The following is an 18,551-nucleotide window of genomic DNA, read 5'->3' on the forward strand; positions in this document are numbered from 1 at the left end:
CCCGACCGGGAACCTCAGCGCACGCGCGTCGTGGTCAGCCCCGGCTTCGCCTCCAGGTGCGACAACCCGTTCCAGGACAGGTTCACCAGATGCGCCGCCACCGTCTCCTTACGCGGCTTGCGCACCTCCAACCACCACCGGCCGGTCAACGCCACCATCCCGACCAGCGCCTGCGCGTACAGCTCGGCCAGCTTCGCGTCGTACCCCCGGCTGGAGAACTCCGCGCCCAGGATGTGCTCCACCTGGTGCGCGACGTCGTTCATCACGCTACTGAAGTTGCCCGTCGCGGAGAGCACCGGCGACTCCCGCACCAGCACCCGGAAGCCGCTGGTCTCCTCCTCGATGTACCCGAGCAGGGCCAACGCCGCCTGCTCCAGCAACTCCCGGGGATGACCGGCGGTCAACGCGGTGGTGATCCGGTCCAGCAGTGCGCGGACCTCCCGGTCCACCACCACCGCGTAGAGCCCCTCCTTGCCGCCGAAGTGCTCGTACACCACCGGCTTGGAGACCTTGGCGCGGGACGCCACCTCCTCGATGGAGGTGGCGTCGAAACCGCGCTCGGCGAAGATCTGCCGACCGATCGAGATCAACTGCTCCCGGCGCTGCGCCGCCGACATGCGTACCCGGGACGGTGCCTTCGTCGACGTGGCGGGCACCGCGCGCCGACGGCGCTTGCCGCTCTCGTCGCCGGACACCTCGGCCATCCCGTCACCTCGCTGGCGCTCGGTGACGCCCTGTCGTGGGATCCTGCTCGCGCTCTTCCCGGTCACCCGAACATACTGCCAGGTAACTTTCCGGTCGGTGGCCCGCTCACCGTCAGGCCGCCCCGCGCTCCGCCGGCTTCACCAGCTTCGCCGCGAGCCGCTCCGGCTTCGGCCACCGGACGTCCCACGCGGCCCCCGTCTTCTCGAACAGCCAGATCACCCGGGCCGAGATGTCGATCTGGCCCCGCAGCACACCGTGCCGGGCGCTCGTCGGATCGGCGTGGTGCAGGTTGTGCCAGCTCTCGCCGAACGACACCACCGCCAGTGGCCAGAAGTTGGCGGCCCGGTCACCCTGCCGCATCATGAACGGCCGCTCGCCGTACACGTGACACACCGAGTTGATCGACCACGTGACGTGGTGCAACAGGGAGATGCGGACCAGGCCCGCCCAGAACAGCGCGGTCAGCGCCCCCTGCCAACTCCACGTCAGCAGCCCGCCCATCAGCGCCGGACCCAGCACCGAGGCGGCGGCCAGCAGCGGGAAGAGCGCGCTCGTGCGCCGGATGTCCCGGTCGGCCAGCAGGTCCGGCGCGAAGCGCTCCCGGTTGGACAACTCGCGGCCGAACAGCCAGCCGACGTGCGCGTGGAACAGTCCCTTGGTCAGACCGCCCAGCGTCGTCCCGAACCGCCACGGCGAGTGCGGGTCACCCTCCAGGTCGGAGAAGGCGTGGTGCCGCCGGTGATCGGCGACCCACTGGATGATGTCGCCCTGCACGGCGAGCGAACCGGAGACGGCCAGGGCGATCCGCAGCCACCGCTTCGCCTTGAACGACCCGTGGGTGAAGTACCGGTGGTAGCCGACCGTGATGCCCAGCCCGGCCAGCACGTACCAGAACGCCGCGATGCCCACGTCGACCCAGCTCAGCCAGCCGCCCCAGGCCACCGGCACAGCGGCGACCAGCGCCGCGAACGGAATCACCACGAACGCCCAGAGCGCGACCAGGATGCCGCGTGACTGGGTGCCCTCGGTGAGGGGCTTCGGACCGGTCGGGGAGTCGAGAACAGCGCTGGACATGGCACCTCGCAGGGGCGGAGAGACAGCAAACTACGCTTACGTCACCGTAACTTACGGGCCCTGAAGATCACATCATGCAACGACGGCTGCCGATGGTCCAAGTGTCACACCCCAGCCCTAGCCTGCACCGCATGACCGAATCTCGCGTCCGGCGTACCCGTGCCAAGGTCGAGTTGCGGGCCGAGGCGGTGGTGTTGCGCTCGGCCGGTCACTCAGTCCCGGAGATCGCGCGACGGTTGCGGGTGAGTCGCTCGACGGCCTATCTCTGGGTGCGGCACCTTCCCCTCGAGCGTGATCTGGACGACGTGCGGGAGCGCCGGCGCGCCCACTCGAAGGTCATGGCCGACGCCCAGTGGGGTGAGCACCGGCGGGCGCGCGATGCGGCGCGTGCGGCCACCGTCGAGGCGACCGCCGGATGGGTGAAGAGCCTGCGGTACCGCGAGTTGGTGTTGGTCGGTGCGGCGCTGTACTGGGCCGAGGGAACCAAGGCCAAGCCCTGGCGGCCACACGACTGCCGAGTACGTTTCGTCAACAGCGACCCGGCGCTGATCGGCCTGTTCGTTCGCTTCGTGGAGGCACTGGGCGAGCGGCGGGAGGCGTTGCGGTACCGCGTCTCGATCCACGAGACCGCCGACGTCGCGGAGGCGGTCAGGTGGTGGGCGGAGCGGGTGGGCGTGTCGCCCGAGTCGTTCCAGCCCACCACGCTCAAACGGCACCAGCCGACCACGGTGCGACTCAACACCGGGCAGACCTATCGCGGCTGCCTGAGTGTCGAAGTGCCGCGGTCCCGACGGTTGTATTGGAAGATCGAAGGGATCATGAAGGGCATGAGCGATGGCGTCGGCGACGCGGGACGCTAAAGTGTAGGAGTCCGGCTAGCACAAGCTTTGTCCGTTTTAGACCGTCCCGGGTCGTCTAATGGCAGGACGTCAGGTTTTGGTCCTGATTGTAGGGGTTCGAGTCCTCTCCCGGGAGCTTCGCCTGATCTGTGGCTGACGTCTGGTTAGCATGGCCGCGAGACTGTCCGCGTTCCGACGGGAGCCACCTCGTGTCCGAGCCCCACCCCCGTACCGTCGTCGTCCTCGCCGCCGGGGAGGGCAAGCGGATGAAGTCCGCGTTGCCCAAGGTGTTGCACCCGCTGCTCGGCCGGACGCTGCTCGGGCACGTCCTGAACGCGGCGCAGCCGCTGGCGGCGGAGCGGACCATGGTGGTGGTCGGGCACGGCGCGGACCAGGTCCGCGCGCATCTGGCCGAGGCCGCGCCGGGAGCCGTCCCGGTGTTGCAGGCCGAGCAGCTCGGTACCGGGCACGCGGTCCGGATCGCGTTGGAGGCCGCGCCGGAGGCGTCCGGCACGGTGGTGGTCCTCAACGGTGACGTGCCGCTGCTGCGGCCGGAGACGGTGGCCGGGCTGGTCGCGGCGCACGAGGGCGAGCGGGCGGCGGCGACGGTGCTGGCCGCCGAGGTTTCGGACCCCGCCGGGCTGGGGCGGATCGTGCGCGACGCCGACGGCCGGTTGGAGCAGATCGTCGAGCAGCGCGACGCCACCCCGGCGCAGCTCGACGTCCGGGAGATCAACGCCGGCATCTACGCCTTCGACGCGGTACGGCTGCGGGACGTGCTCGGCAAGCTCTCCACCGACAACGACCAGGGCGAGGAGTACCTCACCGACGTCTTCAAGCTGCTGGTGTCGGCCGGTGAGCCGGTGGGGGTGCACGTGGCCGGTGACCACACCGAGACGCTCGGCTGCAACGACCGGGTGGAGCTGGCGGCGCTGCGGCGGTTGCTGCGGGACCGGGTCAACGAGCGTTGGATGCGTACCGGGGTGAGTCTGCTGGACCCGGAGACGACGTGGATCGACGTGACGGTGGCCCTGGACCGCGACGCGGTGGTGGACCAGAACACCCAGTTGCGCGGCGGTTCGGTGGTCGGCGCGGGTGCGGTGGTCGGGCCGGACGTGACGTTGGTCGACACGGTGGTCGGGCCGGGCGCGACGGTGCTGCGTAGCCACGCGGTCGGTGCCGAGGTGGGCGCGGGCGCGAGCGTGGGGCCGTACGCGTACCTGCGGCCGGCGGCGCGGCTGGCCGAGAAGTCGAAGGTGGGCACGTTCGTCGAGGTGAAGAACTCCGAGGTGGGTGCGGGCGCGAAGGTGCCGCACCTGTCGTACGTGGGTGACGCGACGATCGGGGCGCGGGCCAACATCGGCGCGGCGACGATCTTCGTCAACTACGACGGGGTGAACAAGCACCGCACCGTGGTCGGTGAGGCGGCTTTCGTGGGCTGTGACACCAGTCTGATCGCCCCGGTCGAGGTGGGCGCCGGCGCGTACGTGGCGGCGGGCAGCGCGATCAGCAAGGACGTACCGCCGGGGGATCTTGGTGTGACGCGTGCGCCGCAGCGCAACGTCGAGGGGTGGGTGACCCGTCGGCGGCCGGGTACGGCGTCGGCGGCGGCGGCCGAGCGGGCCTTGCAGGGTGCTCCGGGTGTGACCTCGGCCGCAAGTGAAGGTGAGGCAATCCACGGCGCCGCCGAGTCGGTGGGCGGTGCGTCCGGGGCGGGAGATACTGCAACCGATTAGTCCCCGGCCGACCACCACCGTGGCCGGGTACCACCGACCAAAACGGGAGCAGACGGGCCCATGGGCAGCATCGTCGCCGAAAACCGCAAGAGCCTGATGCTCTTTTCCGGACGTGGGTTTCCGGAGCTGGCCAGGGAGATTGGTGAGGTGCTCGGCGTCGCGCCGACGCCGGCCGACGCGTACGAGTTCGCCAACGGCGAGATCTTCGTACGATTCAAGGACTCGGTGCGGGGGTCGGACGCCTTCGTGGTGCAGTCCGTCACGCACGGGGTGAACACGTGGGTCATGGAGACCCTGATCATGGTCGACGCGTTGAAGCGCGGGTCGGCGAAGCGGATCACGGTCGTGCTGCCGTTCTATCCGTACTCGCGGCAGGACAAGAAGCACCGGGGTCGGGAGCCGATCTCGGCGCGGCTGGTGGCCGACCTGTTGAAGACGGCGGGGGCGAACCGGATCCTCACCGTGGACCTGCACACGGCGCAGATCCAGGGCTTCTTCGACGGTCCGGTGGATCACCTGTTCGCGATGGACATCCTGGCCGAGTACGTGGAGCGCAAGTACGCGGGCCGGCCGATGACCGTGGTCGCGCCGGACTCGGGTCGGGTGCGGGTGGCGGAGCGGTGGACCGACCGGTTGGGCGGGTGCCCGCTGGCGTTCATCCACAAGACGCGGGATCCGCTGAAGCCGAACCAGGTGGTGGCGAACCGGGTGGTCGGTGAGGTCGAGGGTCGGGTCTGCCTGATCGTCGACGACATGATCGACACGGGCGGCACGATCTGCAAGGCGGCGGACATCCTCAAGGAGTCCGGCGCGGCGGACGTGATCGTGGCGTCCACCCACGCGCTGCTCTCGGACCCGGCGACCGAGCGGTTGAAGAACAGCCCGATCAGCGAGGTCGTGGTGACCAACACGCTGCCGTTGCCGCCGGAGAAGCAGCTCGACAAGATCACCGTGCTCTCGATCGCGCCGCTGCTGGCCCGGGCGATCCGTGAGGTGTTCGACGACGGGTCGGTGACCACCCTGTTCGGTGGCCTGAGCTGACGTGGTGCGGGCGGGTCGGTCGCTCGGACCGGCCCGCCCGAGGGCGCGGTGAGCGCCGCTCGCCGTGATGGCGGGCGGTCTGACGGGGTGCGGCGGGGACTGCCGAAACTCCGAGAATCCGCTCGGGTAGACTGGTGCGGTTGCCACGGCGAGGGTGCCCTGCGGGCCGCTGAAAAGCGCCGCACGGAGGCACCGTGATCGACGCGGTGCTCCGGGCAGTCGTTCTGACGCATGAGCCCCTGCGAGCCCCCCGCCCAGCACCGCCAGACGACAAGCTGCCGCAGCGAAGCATCAGGAGTTTCCCCGTGTCCGAGGTAAAGATCAGCGCCGAGCCCCGCACCGAGTTCGGCAAGGGTGGTGCCCGTCGTACCCGCCGGGCCGGCAAGGTGCCCGCCGTGCTGTACGGCCATGGCGAGAAGCCCAAGCACATCGCGCTCCCGGCCCGCGAGTTCGCGGCGGCCATCCGTAACGGTGGCGCCAACCAGCTCCTGGCGCTCGACATCAGCGACGGCACGCAGGCGCTGGCGCTGCCGAAGGCGATCCAGCGGGACCCGATCAAGGACACCTTCGAGCACGTCGACCTGCTGCTGGTGCGTCGGGGCGAGAAGGTCACCGTGGACGTGCCGGTGCAGCTGACCGGTGAGGCGGCGCGGGACACGCTGATCGTGCACGACCACGACACCCTCTCGGTGACTGCCGACGCCACCAAGGTGCCGGACCACCTGGAGGCGTCGATCGAGGGTGCCGAGGCCGGTTCCCAGGTCACCGCCGCCGACGTGCAGCTCCCGTCGGGCGTCGAGCTGGCCGCCGACCCGGAGATGACGGTCGCCACGGTGACCGCGGCGCCGACCGCCGAGCAGCTCGAGGCGACGCTGCCCGAGGTCGAGACGGCGGAGGCCGAGGCCGAGGCGGGTGTCGGCGAGGAGACCGCCGAGGCTGCCGAGCCGGCCGGCGAGGAGACCGCCGAGGCCAAGACCGAGGCCTGATCGGTCCGCAGGCTGTGCGACAGGCGTCCCCGTGCTTCGGGGGCGCCTGTCGACGTATCGGGGACGGCCGCCGGGTGGCGGTCCGCCGGGACGAAGGAAGGGGCGGGCGGTGACGGACGAGACCGGGCCCTGGCTGGTGGTCGGTCTGGGCAATCCGGGCCGGGAGTACGCGGGCAACCGGCACAACGTCGGTTTCCTGGTCGCCGACCTGTTGGCGGGTCGGCTGGGCGGCCGGTTCGGTCGGCACAAGCGGGCGGTGGCGGAGGTCGTCGAGGGACGCCTCGGGCTGGGCGGTCCGAAGGTGGTGCTGGTCAAGCCGCTGACGTACATGAACCTCTCGGGTGGGCCGGTGGCCGGTCTGGCCCAGTTCCACAAGGTGCCGCCGGGGCAGGTGATCGCGGTGCACGACGAGTTGGACATCGCGTACGGCCAGGTGCGGGTGAAGTGCGGGGGCGGCGAGGGCGGGCACAACGGTCTGCGTTCGATGTCGAAGTCGCTGGGCACGAGGGACTACGTACGGGTGCGGTTCGGCATCGGGCGGCCGCCGGGGCGGCAGGATCCGGCGGACTACGTGCTGTCGGATTTCGGCGCGGTGGAGCGCAAGGAGTTGGACTTCCTGGTGGATCGGGCGGCGGACGTGGTGGAATCCGTGGTCATCCGAGGCGTCGAACCGACGCAGAACCTCTATCACGGTGCGTGAGGTACGGCTGTGACGACGGGAGTGCAGAGCATGAGCGGTCCGCCGGTGGCCGACGGTGCGTTCGCGCGGTGGTTGGCGGGCCGTGCCGGGCAGGCGTTGCTGCGTCTGCGGGCGGAGACGGGGTTCACCGACGCCGGTGCGTTGAAGGCGGCGGGGGACAAGGTCTCGCACGACCTGATCCGGACCGAGCTGGCGAAGTGGCGTCCCGACGACGCGGTGCTCTCCGAGGAGGACGAGGGTTCCCGGCTGGCGTGGACGGCCGAGGTGAACGAGGCGTCGATCTCCCGGCTGACCGCCGAGCGGGTGTGGATCATCGACCCGTTGGACGGGACCCGCGAGTTCAGCGAGGAGGGGCGCGCGGACTGGGCGGTGCACGTGGCGCTCTGGGCGCGGGACGCGTCGACCTCGCACGGTCTGGTGGCGGGTGCTGTCGGGTTGCCGGCACAGCAGCAGGTGCTGGCCACCGATGTGCCGCCGACGTACCCGGCGGAGGGGCCCGGGGGTGCGCACCGGAGGCTGCGTCTGGCGGCCAGCCGGAGTCGGCCGCCGGTGTTCCTGACCGACCTCGCCGAGGAGGTCGGGGCGGAGTTGGTGCCGATGGGGTCGGCCGGCGCGAAGATCGCCGCGGTGGTGACCGGCGAGGTGGACGCCTACATCCACGCCGGGGGCCAGTACGAGTGGGACTCGGCGGCGCCGGTGGCTGTGGCGACGGCCACCGGACTGCATGCTTCCCGGATCGACGGTTCTGCGCTGAAATACAACGAGGCCGACCCGCGTCTGCCTGACCTGCTGGTGTGCCGTGCGGATCTCGCCAGCCGGTTACTTGCAGCGTTGCACCGGCATAGCGGGTAGCCTGGCGCTACTTTCTGACATCCCCGACCGGAAAGGTCTGGAAATCGGATGACCGAGCGAATCGAGCCGGTGTCATGACCGCCACCGCTGCCTACCAGGTGACGCATCTCGACGCGTTGGAGGCGGAGAGCATCTTCGTGATGCGCGAGGTGGTCGCCGAGATGGAGCGGCCGGTCCTGCTGTTCTCCGGTGGCAAGGATTCGATCGTGATGCTGCGCCTGGCGCAGAAGGCGTTCGCTCCGGCCCAGATCCCCTTTCCGGTGATGCACGTCGACACCGGCCACAACTTCCCCGAGGTGCTGGAGTACCGGGACCGGCGGGTCGCCGAGCTGCACCTGCAACTCGTGGTGGCCAGTGTGCCGGAGGCGCTGGCCAGCGGGTTGGTCCGCGAGTCGGCGGACGGGATGCGCAACCGCATCCAGACGCCGGTGCTGCTGGAAGCGGTGGAGAAGCACCGGTTCGACGCCCTCTTCGGCGGGGCCCGGCGGGACGAGGAGAAGGCCCGCGCCAAGGAGCGGGTGTTCAGCTTCCGCGACGAGTTCGGCCAGTGGGACCCGAAGAACCAGCGGCCGGAGCTGTGGTCGCTCTACAACGGCCGGCACCACCCGGGTGAGTCGATCCGGGTGTTCCCGCTGTCCAACTGGACCGAGTTGGACGTGTGGCACTACATCGCCCGGGAGCGGATCGAGCTGCCGTCGATCTACTACGCGCACGAGCGCGAGGTGGTCGAGCGCGACGGGATGCTCTACGCGGTCAACGAGTTCCTGCCCGCGCGGGCGGGGGAGGAGCGGTTCAAGGCCCAGGTGCGCTACCGCACCGTCGGCGACGCCTCCTGCACGGCGGCGGTGAGCTCGGACGCGGACACGGTCGAGAAGGTCATCGAGGAGGTCGCCGCGACCCGGATCACCGAGCGCGGGGCGACCCGCGGTGACGACCGGGTCAGCGAGGCCGCGATGGAGGACCGCAAGCGGGAGGGCTACTTCTGATGACCACCGAGACGCTCGCGCCGGGCGACGCCGAGGGCCGGACCGTCGGGTCGGAGGCCCGACCGATGGATCTGCTGCGTTTCGCCACCGCCGGCAGTGTCGACGACGGCAAGTCGACCCTGATCGGCCGGTTGCTGTACGACACGAAGTCGCTGTTCACCGACCAGTTGGCCGCGGTGGAGGCGGTCAGCGCGGCCCGGGGCGACGAGTACACGAACCTGGCGTTGCTCACCGACGGCCTGCGCGCCGAGCGGGAGCAGGGCATCACCATCGACGTGGCCTACCGCTACTTCGCCACGCCCCGGCGCAAGTTCATCATCGCCGACACCCCGGGGCACATCCAGTACACCCGGAACATGGTCACCGGGGCGTCCACCGCCGATCTGGCGCTGATCCTGGTGGACGCCCGTAAGGGCCTGGTCGAGCAGTCCCGCCGGCACGCCTTCCTCTGCTCGCTGCTGCGGGTGCCGCACCTGGTGCTCTGCGTCAACAAGATGGACCTCGTGGACTACTCGCAGGAGGTCTTCGACCGGATTGCCGACGAGTTCACCGCGTTCGCGGCGAAGCTGGACGTGCCGGACCTGACCGTGGTGCCGATCTCCGCGTTGAAGGGCGACAACATCGTCACCCGCTCGGAGAGCATGCCCTGGTACGAAGGCCCGGCGCTGCTGCACCACCTGGAGCGGGTGCACATCGCCAGCGACCGGAACCTGGTCGACGTCCGGTTCCCGGTGCAGTACGTGATCCGGCCGCAGTCGACGGTGGTCACCGACTACCGTGGCTACGCCGGTCAGGTCGCCTCGGGGGTGCTCAAGCCGGGTGACGAGGTGATGGTGCTGCCGTCCGGTTTCACCAGCCGGATCGCGTCGGTGGAGACCGCCGACGGGCCGGTGGCGGAGGCGTTCCCGCCGATGTCGGTGACGGTACGACTGACCGACGAGATCGACATCTCGCGGGGCGACATGATCTGCCGCCCGAACAACGCCCCGGCGGTGGCGCAGGACATCGAGGCGATGATCTGCTGGATGGACGAGAGCCGTCCGTTGCAGGTCGGCGGCAAGTACGCCATCAAGCACACCACCCGGTCGGCGCGGGCGATCGTACGTGGCCTGCACTACCGCCTGGACATCAACTCGCTGCACCGCGACGAGGCGGCGACCGAGCTTCGGCTCAACGAGATCGGCCGGGTACGGCTGCGGACCACCGTGCCGCTGCTGGCCGACGAGTACCGCCGTAACCGGACCACCGGCGGTTTCGTCATCATCGACGAGACCACCAACCGCACCGTCGGCGCCGCCATGATCGTGGAGGCCGGCTGAGCGCACGGGCGGACCCGCCCCCAGTACGCCCCGTCACCCTCACCCGATGGCCCAAGGTGCGGGGACTCGTCGCTAGGTCATGCTCGATCCAGGATCGAGCGTGATCACGGAGCGATTTGCGGCGCGAGTGGGACCGCGATGCGGGCGTGTGCGGGGCGGGGAGCAAGAGCAAGTGGGGTCAGCGCGTCAGGCGGGGCGGGTCAGGAGAGGCGGGTCGCGCCGGCGGCCGGTAGCGCGGTGAACCGGGTGGGGGTGGCGTAGCCCCGGGCGGCGTAGGCCGCGCTGACGGCGTCGCCCACCTCGACGGCCCGGTCCGCCTCGACCAGGGCCAGGACGCAGCCGCCGAAGCCGCCGCCGGTCATCCGTGCGCCGATCGCCCCGGCGGTGAGCGCCGTGTCGACGGCGGTGTCGACCTCCGGGACGGTGATGGCGAAGTCGTCGCGCATGGAGGCGTGCGAGGCGGTGAGCAGGGGGCCGATCCGCCGGATCTCCCCGGCCCGCAGCAGGGCGACGGTGTCGCGTACCCGCTGGTTCTCGGTGACCACGTGTCGGGTCCGGCGGCGGGTCTCGTCGTCCGGCAGCCGGGCCAGCGCGTCGTCGAGAGCGTCGGCGGGTACGTCCCGCAACGCCGGGACCCCGAGCAGGGTCGCGGCCTTCTCGCAGGTGGCGCGGCGGGACGCGTACTCGCCGTCGGCGTGCCGGTGTGGGGCGCGGCTGTCGATCACCAGGATCGCCAGCCCGTCGCGGTCCAGTTCGAAGGGGATGTGCTCCACGTGCTCGGTGCGGCAGTCGAGGAACAGCGCGTGGCCGGACCGGCAGCGGATCGCGGCCGACTGGTCCATGATCCCGGTGGGCGCGCCGACGTAGTGGTTCTCGGCGCGCTGCGCCAGCCGGGGCTGGTGGGCGGCGGGCAGGTCCAGCCCGCCGAGGTCGACCAGCGCGGTGAGCACGGCGGCCTCCAGCGCGGCCGAGGAGGACAGGCCGGCGCCGAGGGGCACGTCGGAGGCGACGGCCAGCCGGGCGCCGGGTGCCGGGTGACCGGCCTCGCGCAGCGCCCACACCACCCCGGCCACGTACGCCGCCCAGCCGGTGACCCGGCCCGGGGCGGCCACCTCGTCGGCGCCGAAGTGGACCGTCTCGCCGGTCAGTTCGGACCAGACCGTCCAGTCGTCGGTCGGTCGGGGCGCGGCGGCGACGACGGTGCGCAGCGGCAGCGCGAACGGCAGCACGAAGCCGTCGTTGTAGTCGGTGTGCTCGCCGATCAGGTTGACCCGGCCGGGAGCCGCCCAGCGGCCGGCGGGTGGCTCGGCGTACACCTGCCGGAAGCCGGCCTCGGCGCGGGCGGCGACGTCGGTCACGACCGTGCCGGCACGTGCGCGCGGTAGAAGGCCCAGGCGTCGGAGACCATGTCGTGCAGGGTCGGTTTGCGCGGCTCCCAGCCCAGTTCGGCGCGGGCCAGGGCGGCGGAGGCGACCAGTTCGGCCGGGTCGCCCTCGCGGCGCGGCGCCACCTCCACCGGCACCGGGTGGCCGGTGACCTCGCGGACCACCTCGGCGACCTGCCGGTTGGTGAAGCCGTTGCCGTTGCCGAGGTTGTAGATCCGGTGTCGTCCGGGGGTGGCCGCGTCGAGGGCGAGCAGGTGGGCGCGGGCCAGGTCGGCGACGTGGATGTAGTCGCGGACGCAGGTGCCGTCGGCGGTGGGGTAGTCGTCGCCGAAGAGTTGCAGCTTCTCCCGCCGGTCGGCGGCCACCTCCAGCGCGATGGGGATGAGGTGGGTCTCCGGGTCGTGTCGTTCGCCGAGGGCGGTGTCGCCGTCGAGGTAGGCCCCGGCGACGTTGAAGTAGCGCAGCGAGACGGCGGCCAGGCCGTGCCCGATGGCCTCGGAGGTGAGCGCCATGTCGACGGCGAGCTTGGTCGCGCCGTACGTGTTGGTCGGGGCCTTGACGGCGGTCTCCGGGATGGGCAGCTCGGTCGGGTTGCCGTAGACGGCGGCGGTGGAGGAGAAGACCATCCGGGGTACGCCGGCGGCACGGGCGGCGTCGATCAGCGCCAGCGACCCGACGGTGTTGGTGTGCCAGTACTTCTCCGGGGCGGTCATCGACTCCCCGGCGGCGATCAGGGCGGCGAAGTGCAGCACGCCGTCGAATCCGGCCTGCGGCGTGAGCACCCGGGCCGCGTCGTGGATGCCGGCCTCGACGTGGGTGGCGTCGGGCGCGAGCGCCTCCCGGTGGCCGGTGCACAGGTCGTCCAGGACCACCACGTCGTGTCCGGCGTCGAGCAGCATCCGGGTCACCACGCTCCCGATGAAGCCGGCGCCGCCGGTGACGAGCAGTTTCACGTCGCTCTCCTCCTACCTGGACCTGTGGGGGTCACCCTACAACTCCACCACGACCGACCATTTCTTAACAGAGTCGAACACGGCGATGCCGCCCCCCGCTGACTACGATCCTTGTCATGCGGGCAGCGCGTCGGCGCGGACCCAGGCGACGGGGCGTACAGCGGTCCCGCCGCCAGCCCGGGCCGGTGGCCAGAGCCGTCGCCCGGGTGGTGGTGCGGGCCGCCGACGGCACCCTGCGGCTCGTCACCGACCTGCTCGGCACCGGGCCGGCCGCCGGGCGGGAGCGGATCAGCGAAGCCGAGCTGCGGGATCTGGTCGCCGCGAACACCGTGCTCGACCCGGTCGGCCGCCGCATCATCGACGAGGTGCTGGTGGCCGGTGCCAGCCTGGTCCGCGAGGTGATGATGCCCCGCACCGAGGTGGTGTTCCTCTCCGCGGCGCTGACCGTCACCGAGGCGGAACCGCTGGTCCGCGCCGGTACACACACCCGCTACCCGGTGGTCGACGGCACCCACGACGACGTGGTCGGTGTGGTGCACCTGCGTGACGTGCTGCTGCATCCGGACCGCGACCCGGGCACCACCGTCGGCGACCTGGCCCGGGAGGTCAAGCGGCTGCCGGCCAGCAAGCGGGTGCTGGCCGCGTTGACCGAGATGCGGCGGGAGGGGCACCACCTGGCGGTGGTGATCGACGAGTACGGCGGCACCGCCGGCATCGTCACCTGCGAGGACCTGATCGAGGAGTTGGTCGGCGAGATCCACGACGAGTGCGCCGACACGCCCATACCGGGGCTCGCCGGCCTGCCCACGGTGGTCGACGGCCGGCTCAACCTGACCGACTTCGCCGAGCGTACCGGCGTGCACCTGCCGCACGGCCCGTACGAGACGGTGGGTGGTTTCGTGATGGCGGCGCTCGGCCGGTTGCCCGGACCGGGCGACGAGATCCCGGTGCCCGGGGCGGGTGAGGATCCCGCCACCTCCGGCGGCTGGCTGCTGCGGGTGCTCACCCTGGAGGGCCGCCGGGTGGCCCGGCTCGCGGTCACCGTCGCCCGCCTGCCCGAACAGCGCCGCGATCCGGGCGGCGTCGTCGAGCAGGCGCGACCTGCCGGCCCGTCATGACGGACGCCGGGTGTTGCTGACAGAATCGGCGGCATGTCCGACGTTCCCGCCCGACCTCGCGTCTTCTCCGGCATCCAGCCGACGGCCGACTCGTTCCACCTCGGCAACTACCTGGGCGCGGTCCGGCACTGGGTGGCGTTGCAGGAGTCGCACGACGCCTTCTACTGCGTGGTCGACCAGCACGCGATCACGGCGGGGCACGAGCCGAAGATCCTGCTCCAGCGGTCCCGGACGGCCGCCGCGCAACTGCTCGCCGTCGGGCTGGACCCGGAACGCTGCACCCTGTTCGTGCAGTCGCAGGTGCCCGAGCACGCGCAGTTGGCCTGGGTGCTGGGCTGCATCACCGGTTTCGGTGAGGCCAGCCGGATGACCCAGTTCAAGGACAAGTCCCAGAAGCAGGGCAACGAGCGCGCCAGCGTCGGGCTGTTCACGTACCCGATCCTGCAGGCCGCGGACATCCTGCTCTACCAGGCGCACGCCGTGCCGGTCGGCGAGGACCAGCGCCAGCACCTGGAGCTCTCCCGTGACCTGGCGCAGCGGTTCAACTCGCTGTTCGGCAAGACCTTCACCGTGCCCGCGCCGCACATCGTGAAGGAGACCGCCAAGATCACCGACTTGCAGGACCCGACGGCCAAGATGTCGAAGTCCTCGTCGTCCCCGGGCGGCATCGTCGACCTGCTGGAGGATCCGGCCCGCTCGGCCAAGAAGATCCGCTCGGCGGTCACCGACACCGGACGGGACATCGTCTTCGACGCCGAGACCAAGCCGGGCGTCTCCAACCTGCTCACCATCTACTCCGCGCTGAGCGGGCGCGGCATCGACGACCTGGTCGCCGCGTACGCCGGCAAGGGCTACGGCGACCTCAAGAAGGACCTCGCCGAGGTGGTGCGGGAGTTCGTCACCCCGATCCAGCAGCGCACCCGCGCGTACCTCGACGACCCGGCCCAGCTCGACAAGCTCCTCGCGGCCGGCGCGGAGAAGGCCCGGTCGGTGGCGGCACCCACGCTGCGGACCGCGTACGAGCGGGTGGGCTTCTTCCCGCCGGTGCGCGGCGAGTAGTCGCCTGCGCGAGGGCGAGCAGTCGGTGGCCGCAGAGGTGACGCGAGGCGTGGATCAGGGCAGCGGTGTCCCCCCGACCGGTGACATCGTCCAGATCGGCATCGCCGTCGACATCCCCGAGCCGTGGGGCGGCGAGCTGACCCGGCGCCGACTGGCCTCCGGCGACCGGAACACGGTGCCGGCCCACGTCACCCTGCTCGGTCCGACCGAGATCCCGGTGTCCGCGCTGCCCGAGGTGGAGCGGCACCTGGACCGGGTCGCCGCCGCGCACCTGCCGTTCACCCTGCACCTGCGGGGCACCGGCACCTTCCGGCCGGTGACACAGGTGGTCTTCGTGACGGTGGCGGCCGGCATCAGCGAGTGCGAACTGCTCGCCGCCGCGATCAACTCGGCCCCACAGCTACGCCGTGAGCTGCGTTTTCCCTACCATCCACACGTGACGGTGGCGCAGGACGTGGCACCGGAGGCCCTCGACCGGGCGTACGAGGACCTGGCCGACTTCTCCGCGATGTTCGAGGTCGAGGGATTCACCCTGTTCTCGCACAGCGGGCAGACCCGGTGGCAGCCCCGCCGGGACTTCCGGCTGGGCGGCTGACCGGTGAACCTGCTGGGGCGGGTCGAGGCGGGCGTCGACCGGGGACTGCGGACCGCCCGGCACCGCTCCCCGGCCTTCGGGCACCTGTGGCGGGCCGGGGTGCGCTACACCGACCTGCACGGCGGGCGGCTGGCCGCCGCGATCGCCTACTACGGGTTCTTCGCGGTCTTCGCGCTCGCCCTGGTGTCGTACGCGGCCTTCGGCGCGATCCTGGACGAGAACGACGAGGTACGCGCCGGGGCGGAGGAGTTCCTCCGGGAGAATCTGCCGTTCCTCGATCCGGCGCAGGTGGCCGAGAGCAGCGGCACGGTCGGCGTGGTGGGTCTGCTGATCCTGGTCCTGACCGGGATCGGCTGGGTGGAGGCGATCCGCTCCTCGCAGCGCCTGATCCACGGGCTGGACCAGCATCCCGGCAACCTGATCGTGCGCCGTCTGGTCGACCTCGGCGTCCTGCTCGTGGTCTTCGTGCTGCTCGGGGTCTCGGTGGCGGCGGTCGACGCGCTGGAGACGCTGCTGCGGTTCCTGCTGCGCAGCACCGGCTCGCTTGCGTTGACGGCGGTCAGCGCGGTGCTCAGCGTGGTGGTGAACGCGGTGCTGGCGACGCTGCTGCTGGTGGCGGTGCCCCGGCTGCGGATGAGTCGGGCCCGGCTGCGGCCGGTGGTGCTGCTCGTCGCGGTCGGCATCACGCTGCTCAACACGGTCGGGCGGTTCTGGGTGGGGCGGGTGGAGCACAACCCGGCGTACACGGTGGTGGCCACCGCCGTGGGTCTGTTGGTCTATCTCTACCTGCTCAACCAGTTGGTGCTCTTCGGTGCCGCGCTGGCCGCGACCAGCCGACGCGGCCAGGTGGTCGACCTGGCCAGCCGCCTCCGACCGGTCGACCTGGACGTGGAGAGCGATCCCGGTACCCCGGGCGGGGCCGGCTGACCTGATGTGAGGAACCCGCCCCGGCCTGCACGGGCACCGACGATGATGGGCCCGTGGGGGCACTCGTGACGTTGGACCTGCCGAGCGATTCACCGCTGCTCGACCTGCCGTGGATCATCACGTTCGGGCCGCTCGGCGACGCCGACGAGTGGGAGCCGGTGGTCTGCGGGCCGTACGAGCGACCGCACGCGCTGGCGCTGGCCGAGGCGGTGGTCGCCGAGGAGCAGTTGATGGCGGTGGTGGAGCCGCTGGTGCCGGCGGTGAACGTGGCGCAGATCCGTGGGGAGATCGCCGCCGCGCAGCTCGCCGCGACCGACGAGACGGTCCGGGTGGACGAGGCCGACCTGTACGGCGACTACGAGGATCTGGTCGACGAGGAGGAGATGGCGGCGGCCGAGCGGGAGGACGCGAGCGGGCCGTTTCCGGTGCCGGACGAGGCCGAGCTGCGGGCCGGGTTCGCCCGGATCGCGACGCGGCTGCCCGGGGGCTGAACACCACCCGGCACCGGTGCCCGAACGCCGTCGTCCGGGCACCGGTGCCGGCACCGCACCCCCACCACAAGGGGTAGTCGTCCCGGTCAATCCGGAGGGGACCGGGTCGTGGAGGTGATACCCCGGTCAGCGCCGTTCGAACCAGGCCGCCGTGTCACCGGGGAGCAGGTGGCCGCCGTCGCGTTCGGTGAGCGGCGCGCTGGACACCAGCGGGGTGCCGTACCCGTCGATCAGGACCGGTGCGTCCCCGGTGTTCACCACGCAGGTCAGCACCGTGGCGTCGGCCTCCCGGTGGAACGCGAGCACGTCCGGGCCGGTCTGACGCCAGGTGATGCCGCCGACGCCGGCCAACGCCGGGTGGGTGTGCCGGATCCGCAGCGCGGTCCGGTACAGCTCCAGCGTCGAGTCGGGCACGCCGGTCTGGGCGGCGACCGAGAGGGCCTGCCAGGTCGCCGGGGCCGGTAGCCAGCTCAGCGCGCTGCCGGCCGGTCCGAAGCCGTACGGCGCCAGGTCGCCGCTCCACGGGATCGGCACCCGGCAGCCGTCCCGGCTCTCCCCGGTACGCAGGAAGGCCGGATCCTGACGCAGCTCGTCGGGCAGGTCGAGGACCTCGGGCAGCCCCAGTTCCTCACCCTGGTAGAGGTAGGCGCAGCCGGGCAGGGCGAGCATCAGCAGCGCGGCGGCGCGGGCTCGGCGCAGCCCGACCTCCCCGTCGCCGTACCGGGTGACGTGCCGTTGCCGGTCGTGGTTGGAGAGCACCCAGGTGGTGGGGGCGCCGACGATGGTGGACTCGCCCAGCGCGGTGTCGATCACCTTGCGGAACGAGTCGGCCGACCAGGTGGCGTCGAGGAAGTCGAAGCTGAACGCCTGGTGCAGCTCGTCCGGGCCGATGTAGCGGGCCAGGCGCTGCGGGGTCTCCGCCCACGCCTCGGCCACCGCCATCCGGTCACCGGGGTAGCTGTCCAGGATGGGACGCCAGGCGCGGTAGATGTCGTGCACCTCGTCCTGGTCGAAGTAGGGCAGGCGGCCCTTGCCGAGCAGTTCCGACTGGCGGCGGCCGGTGGTCATCGAGCTGAAGCCGACGTCCGGCAACCCCTCCGCCTTGATCATGCCGTGGGCCACGTCGATGCGGAATCCGTCGACGCCACGGTCCAGCCAGAACCGCAGGACGTCCTCGAACTCGGCGCGCACCTCCCGGTGGCGCCAGTTCAGGTCGGGCTGGGCCGGGTCGAACAGGTGCAGGTACCACTGGCCGTCGGGGATCCGGGTCCAGGCCGGGCCGCCGAAGATGCTCTCCCAGTCGTTCGGGGGCTGCTCACCGTGCTCGCCCCTGCCGTCGGCGAAGAGGTACCGCGCCCGCTGTGCCGAGCCGGGGGCGGCGGCCAGCGCGGCCTGGAACCACGGGTGCCGGTCGGAGGTGTGGTTCGGCACCAGGTCCACGATGATCCGCAGCCCGAGCGCGTGCGCGTCGGTGATCATCGCTTCGAAGTCGCCCAGGGTGCCGAACATCGGGTCGACGTCGCGGTAGTCGGCCACGTCGTAGCCGCCGTCGACCATCGGTGAGGTGTAGAAGGGGGTCAGCCAGAGCGCGTCCACGCCGAGGTCACGCAGGTAGGGCAGGCGTTCGCGGATGCCCTGGAGGTCGCCGATGCCGTCGCCGTCGGAGTCGGCGAAGCTGCGGACGTAGACCTGGTAGACGACGGCGGACCGCCACCAGTCGGCGTCGGGGGTCAGCGGCGACGGAGGGCTGACGGTCATCGGGTGTTCCCCGTTCTGTGGCGCGGG

Annotated in this window: 18 protein-coding genes and 1 tRNA gene; 14 read left to right on the plus strand and 5 right to left on the minus strand. The window is 71.3% G+C overall.

Annotated features, from left to right (window positions below; translation table 11 throughout):
* Positions 1-14: 14 nt before the first annotated feature.
* Together ACIBMZ_RS10875 and ACIBMZ_RS10880 are read right to left on the minus strand one after the other, a co-directional pair.
* Complete coding sequence (locus ACIBMZ_RS10875) at positions 15-704, minus strand: TetR family transcriptional regulator (protein WP_396692425.1); 690 nt, start codon at positions 702-704, stop codon at positions 15-17.
* 112 nt (positions 705-816) lie between these two features.
* Entirely contained in the window at positions 817-1,779 is a 963-nt protein-coding gene (locus tag ACIBMZ_RS10880) for an acyl-CoA desaturase (RefSeq protein ID WP_396692427.1), read from the minus strand.
* A 131-nt stretch (positions 1,780-1,910) separates the two neighbouring features.
* Here ACIBMZ_RS10880 and ACIBMZ_RS10885 point away from each other — a divergent pair, with 131 nt between their 5' ends.
* The 9 genes from ACIBMZ_RS10885 (at position 1,911) to cysN (ending at position 10,238) form a co-directional block, all read left to right on the plus strand.
* Positions 1,911-2,639: a helix-turn-helix domain-containing protein gene (locus ACIBMZ_RS10885; RefSeq protein ID WP_396692429.1), complete on the plus strand. Its 729-nt coding sequence runs from the start codon at positions 1,911-1,913 to the stop codon at positions 2,637-2,639.
* Positions 2,640-2,683: 44 nt separating this feature from the next.
* Positions 2,684-2,754: transfer RNA gene (locus ACIBMZ_RS10890), tRNA-Gln, on the plus strand.
* 73 nt (positions 2,755-2,827) lie between these two features.
* Positions 2,828-4,354, plus strand: coding sequence for a bifunctional UDP-N-acetylglucosamine diphosphorylase/glucosamine-1-phosphate N-acetyltransferase GlmU (gene glmU, locus ACIBMZ_RS10895; RefSeq protein WP_396692430.1), 1,527 nt, complete (start codon positions 2,828-2,830; stop codon positions 4,352-4,354).
* Between the two features lie 60 nt (positions 4,355-4,414).
* Positions 4,415-5,395, plus strand: coding sequence for a ribose-phosphate diphosphokinase (locus ACIBMZ_RS10900; protein WP_396692432.1), 981 nt, complete (start codon positions 4,415-4,417; stop codon positions 5,393-5,395).
* A 305-nt stretch (positions 5,396-5,700) separates the two neighbouring features.
* Positions 5,701-6,381 (plus strand): 50S ribosomal protein L25/general stress protein Ctc, encoded by a 681-nt coding sequence (locus ACIBMZ_RS10905; protein WP_396692434.1) that lies wholly within the window; start codon positions 5,701-5,703, stop codon positions 6,379-6,381.
* 109 nt (positions 6,382-6,490) lie between these two features.
* The gene (gene pth / locus ACIBMZ_RS10910) at positions 6,491-7,081 is read left to right on the plus strand and encodes an aminoacyl-tRNA hydrolase (protein ID WP_396692436.1); all 591 of its coding nucleotides are present in this window, start codon (positions 6,491-6,493) and stop codon (positions 7,079-7,081) included.
* 30 nt (positions 7,082-7,111) lie between these two features.
* The gene (locus tag ACIBMZ_RS10915) at positions 7,112-7,933 is read left to right on the plus strand and encodes an inositol monophosphatase family protein (protein ID WP_396692438.1); all 822 of its coding nucleotides are present in this window, start codon (positions 7,112-7,114) and stop codon (positions 7,931-7,933) included.
* 74 nt (positions 7,934-8,007) lie between these two features.
* Complete coding sequence (gene cysD, locus ACIBMZ_RS10920) at positions 8,008-8,919, plus strand: sulfate adenylyltransferase subunit CysD (RefSeq protein ID WP_396692440.1); 912 nt, start codon at positions 8,008-8,010, stop codon at positions 8,917-8,919.
* On the plus strand, positions 8,919-10,238 hold the full coding sequence (cysN, locus tag ACIBMZ_RS10925) for a sulfate adenylyltransferase subunit CysN (protein ID WP_396692442.1): 1,320 nt from the start codon (positions 8,919-8,921) through the stop codon (positions 10,236-10,238). Before cysD ends, cysN begins: the two co-directional genes overlap by 1 nt.
* 200 nt (positions 10,239-10,438) lie before the next feature.
* Here cysN and galK read toward each other — a convergent pair whose 3' ends face one another.
* The gene (gene galK, locus ACIBMZ_RS10930; protein ID WP_396692444.1) at positions 10,439-11,596 is read right to left on the minus strand and encodes a galactokinase; all 1,158 of its coding nucleotides are present in this window, start codon (positions 11,594-11,596) and stop codon (positions 10,439-10,441) included.
* Positions 11,593-12,576 carry a UDP-glucose 4-epimerase GalE gene (gene galE / locus ACIBMZ_RS10935; protein WP_396692446.1) on the minus strand — a complete coding sequence of 328 codons (984 nt, stop codon included), beginning with the start codon at positions 12,574-12,576 and terminating at the stop codon, positions 11,593-11,595. Before galE ends, galK begins: the two co-directional genes overlap by 4 nt.
* A 116-nt stretch (positions 12,577-12,692) precedes the next feature.
* Here galE and ACIBMZ_RS10940 point away from each other — a divergent pair, with 116 nt between their 5' ends.
* From ACIBMZ_RS10940 to ACIBMZ_RS10960, 5 genes are read left to right on the plus strand one after another with little or no spacing between them, the layout of a single operon-like run.
* Complete coding sequence (locus ACIBMZ_RS10940; protein ID WP_396692448.1) at positions 12,693-13,694, plus strand: hemolysin family protein; 1,002 nt, start codon at positions 12,693-12,695, stop codon at positions 13,692-13,694.
* Between the two features lie 33 nt (positions 13,695-13,727).
* Positions 13,728-14,753 carry a tryptophan--tRNA ligase gene (gene trpS, locus ACIBMZ_RS10945; RefSeq protein WP_396692450.1) on the plus strand — a complete coding sequence of 342 codons (1,026 nt, stop codon included), beginning with the start codon at positions 13,728-13,730 and terminating at the stop codon, positions 14,751-14,753.
* Between the two features lie 49 nt (positions 14,754-14,802).
* Positions 14,803-15,348, plus strand: a complete 546-nt coding sequence (locus ACIBMZ_RS10950) for a 2'-5' RNA ligase family protein (RefSeq protein WP_396692452.1) — start codon at positions 14,803-14,805, stop codon at positions 15,346-15,348.
* Positions 15,349-15,351: 3 nt separating this feature from the next.
* Positions 15,352-16,275: a YihY/virulence factor BrkB family protein gene (locus ACIBMZ_RS10955; protein WP_396692454.1), complete on the plus strand. Its 924-nt coding sequence runs from the start codon at positions 15,352-15,354 to the stop codon at positions 16,273-16,275.
* A gap of 53 nt (positions 16,276-16,328) precedes the next feature.
* Positions 16,329-16,766, plus strand: coding sequence for a hypothetical protein (locus ACIBMZ_RS10960; protein ID WP_396692456.1), 438 nt, complete (start codon positions 16,329-16,331; stop codon positions 16,764-16,766).
* Between the two features lie 126 nt (positions 16,767-16,892).
* Here the strand turns inward: ACIBMZ_RS10960 and ACIBMZ_RS10965 are convergent, their stop codons facing one another.
* Positions 16,893-18,524, minus strand: coding sequence for a glycoside hydrolase family 13 protein (locus ACIBMZ_RS10965; protein WP_396692458.1), 1,632 nt, complete (start codon positions 18,522-18,524; stop codon positions 16,893-16,895).
* Positions 18,525-18,551 lie beyond the last annotated feature (27 nt).

The sequence above is a fragment of the Micromonospora sp. NPDC049900 genome (genome assembly GCF_044461025.1).
In the GTDB taxonomy this organism is placed as follows: Bacteria; Actinomycetota; Actinomycetes; order Mycobacteriales; family Micromonosporaceae; genus Micromonospora.

Coding starts and splice junctions, on each gene's coding strand:
- cysN (WP_396692442.1), top strand. CDS start 8,919: ATGACCACCGAGACGCTCGCGCCGGGCGACGCCGAGGGCCGGACCGTC.
- ACIBMZ_RS10880 (WP_396692427.1), bottom strand. CDS start 1,779: ATGTCCAGCGCTGTTCTCGACTCCCCGACCGGTCCGAAGCCCCTCACC.
- ACIBMZ_RS10915 (WP_396692438.1), top strand. CDS start 7,112: ATGAGCGGTCCGCCGGTGGCCGACGGTGCGTTCGCGCGGTGGTTGGCG.
- ACIBMZ_RS10885 (WP_396692429.1), top strand. CDS start 1,911: ATGACCGAATCTCGCGTCCGGCGTACCCGTGCCAAGGTCGAGTTGCGG.
- ACIBMZ_RS10900 (WP_396692432.1), top strand. CDS start 4,415: ATGGGCAGCATCGTCGCCGAAAACCGCAAGAGCCTGATGCTCTTTTCC.
- ACIBMZ_RS10940 (WP_396692448.1), top strand. CDS start 12,693: ATGCGGGCAGCGCGTCGGCGCGGACCCAGGCGACGGGGCGTACAGCGG.
- cysD (WP_396692440.1), top strand. CDS start 8,008: ATGACCGCCACCGCTGCCTACCAGGTGACGCATCTCGACGCGTTGGAG.
- trpS (WP_396692450.1), top strand. CDS start 13,728: ATGTCCGACGTTCCCGCCCGACCTCGCGTCTTCTCCGGCATCCAGCCG.
- ACIBMZ_RS10965 (WP_396692458.1), bottom strand. CDS start 18,524: ATGACCGTCAGCCCTCCGTCGCCGCTGACCCCCGACGCCGACTGGTGG.
- ACIBMZ_RS10875 (WP_396692425.1), bottom strand. CDS start 704: ATGGCCGAGGTGTCCGGCGACGAGAGCGGCAAGCGCCGTCGGCGCGCG.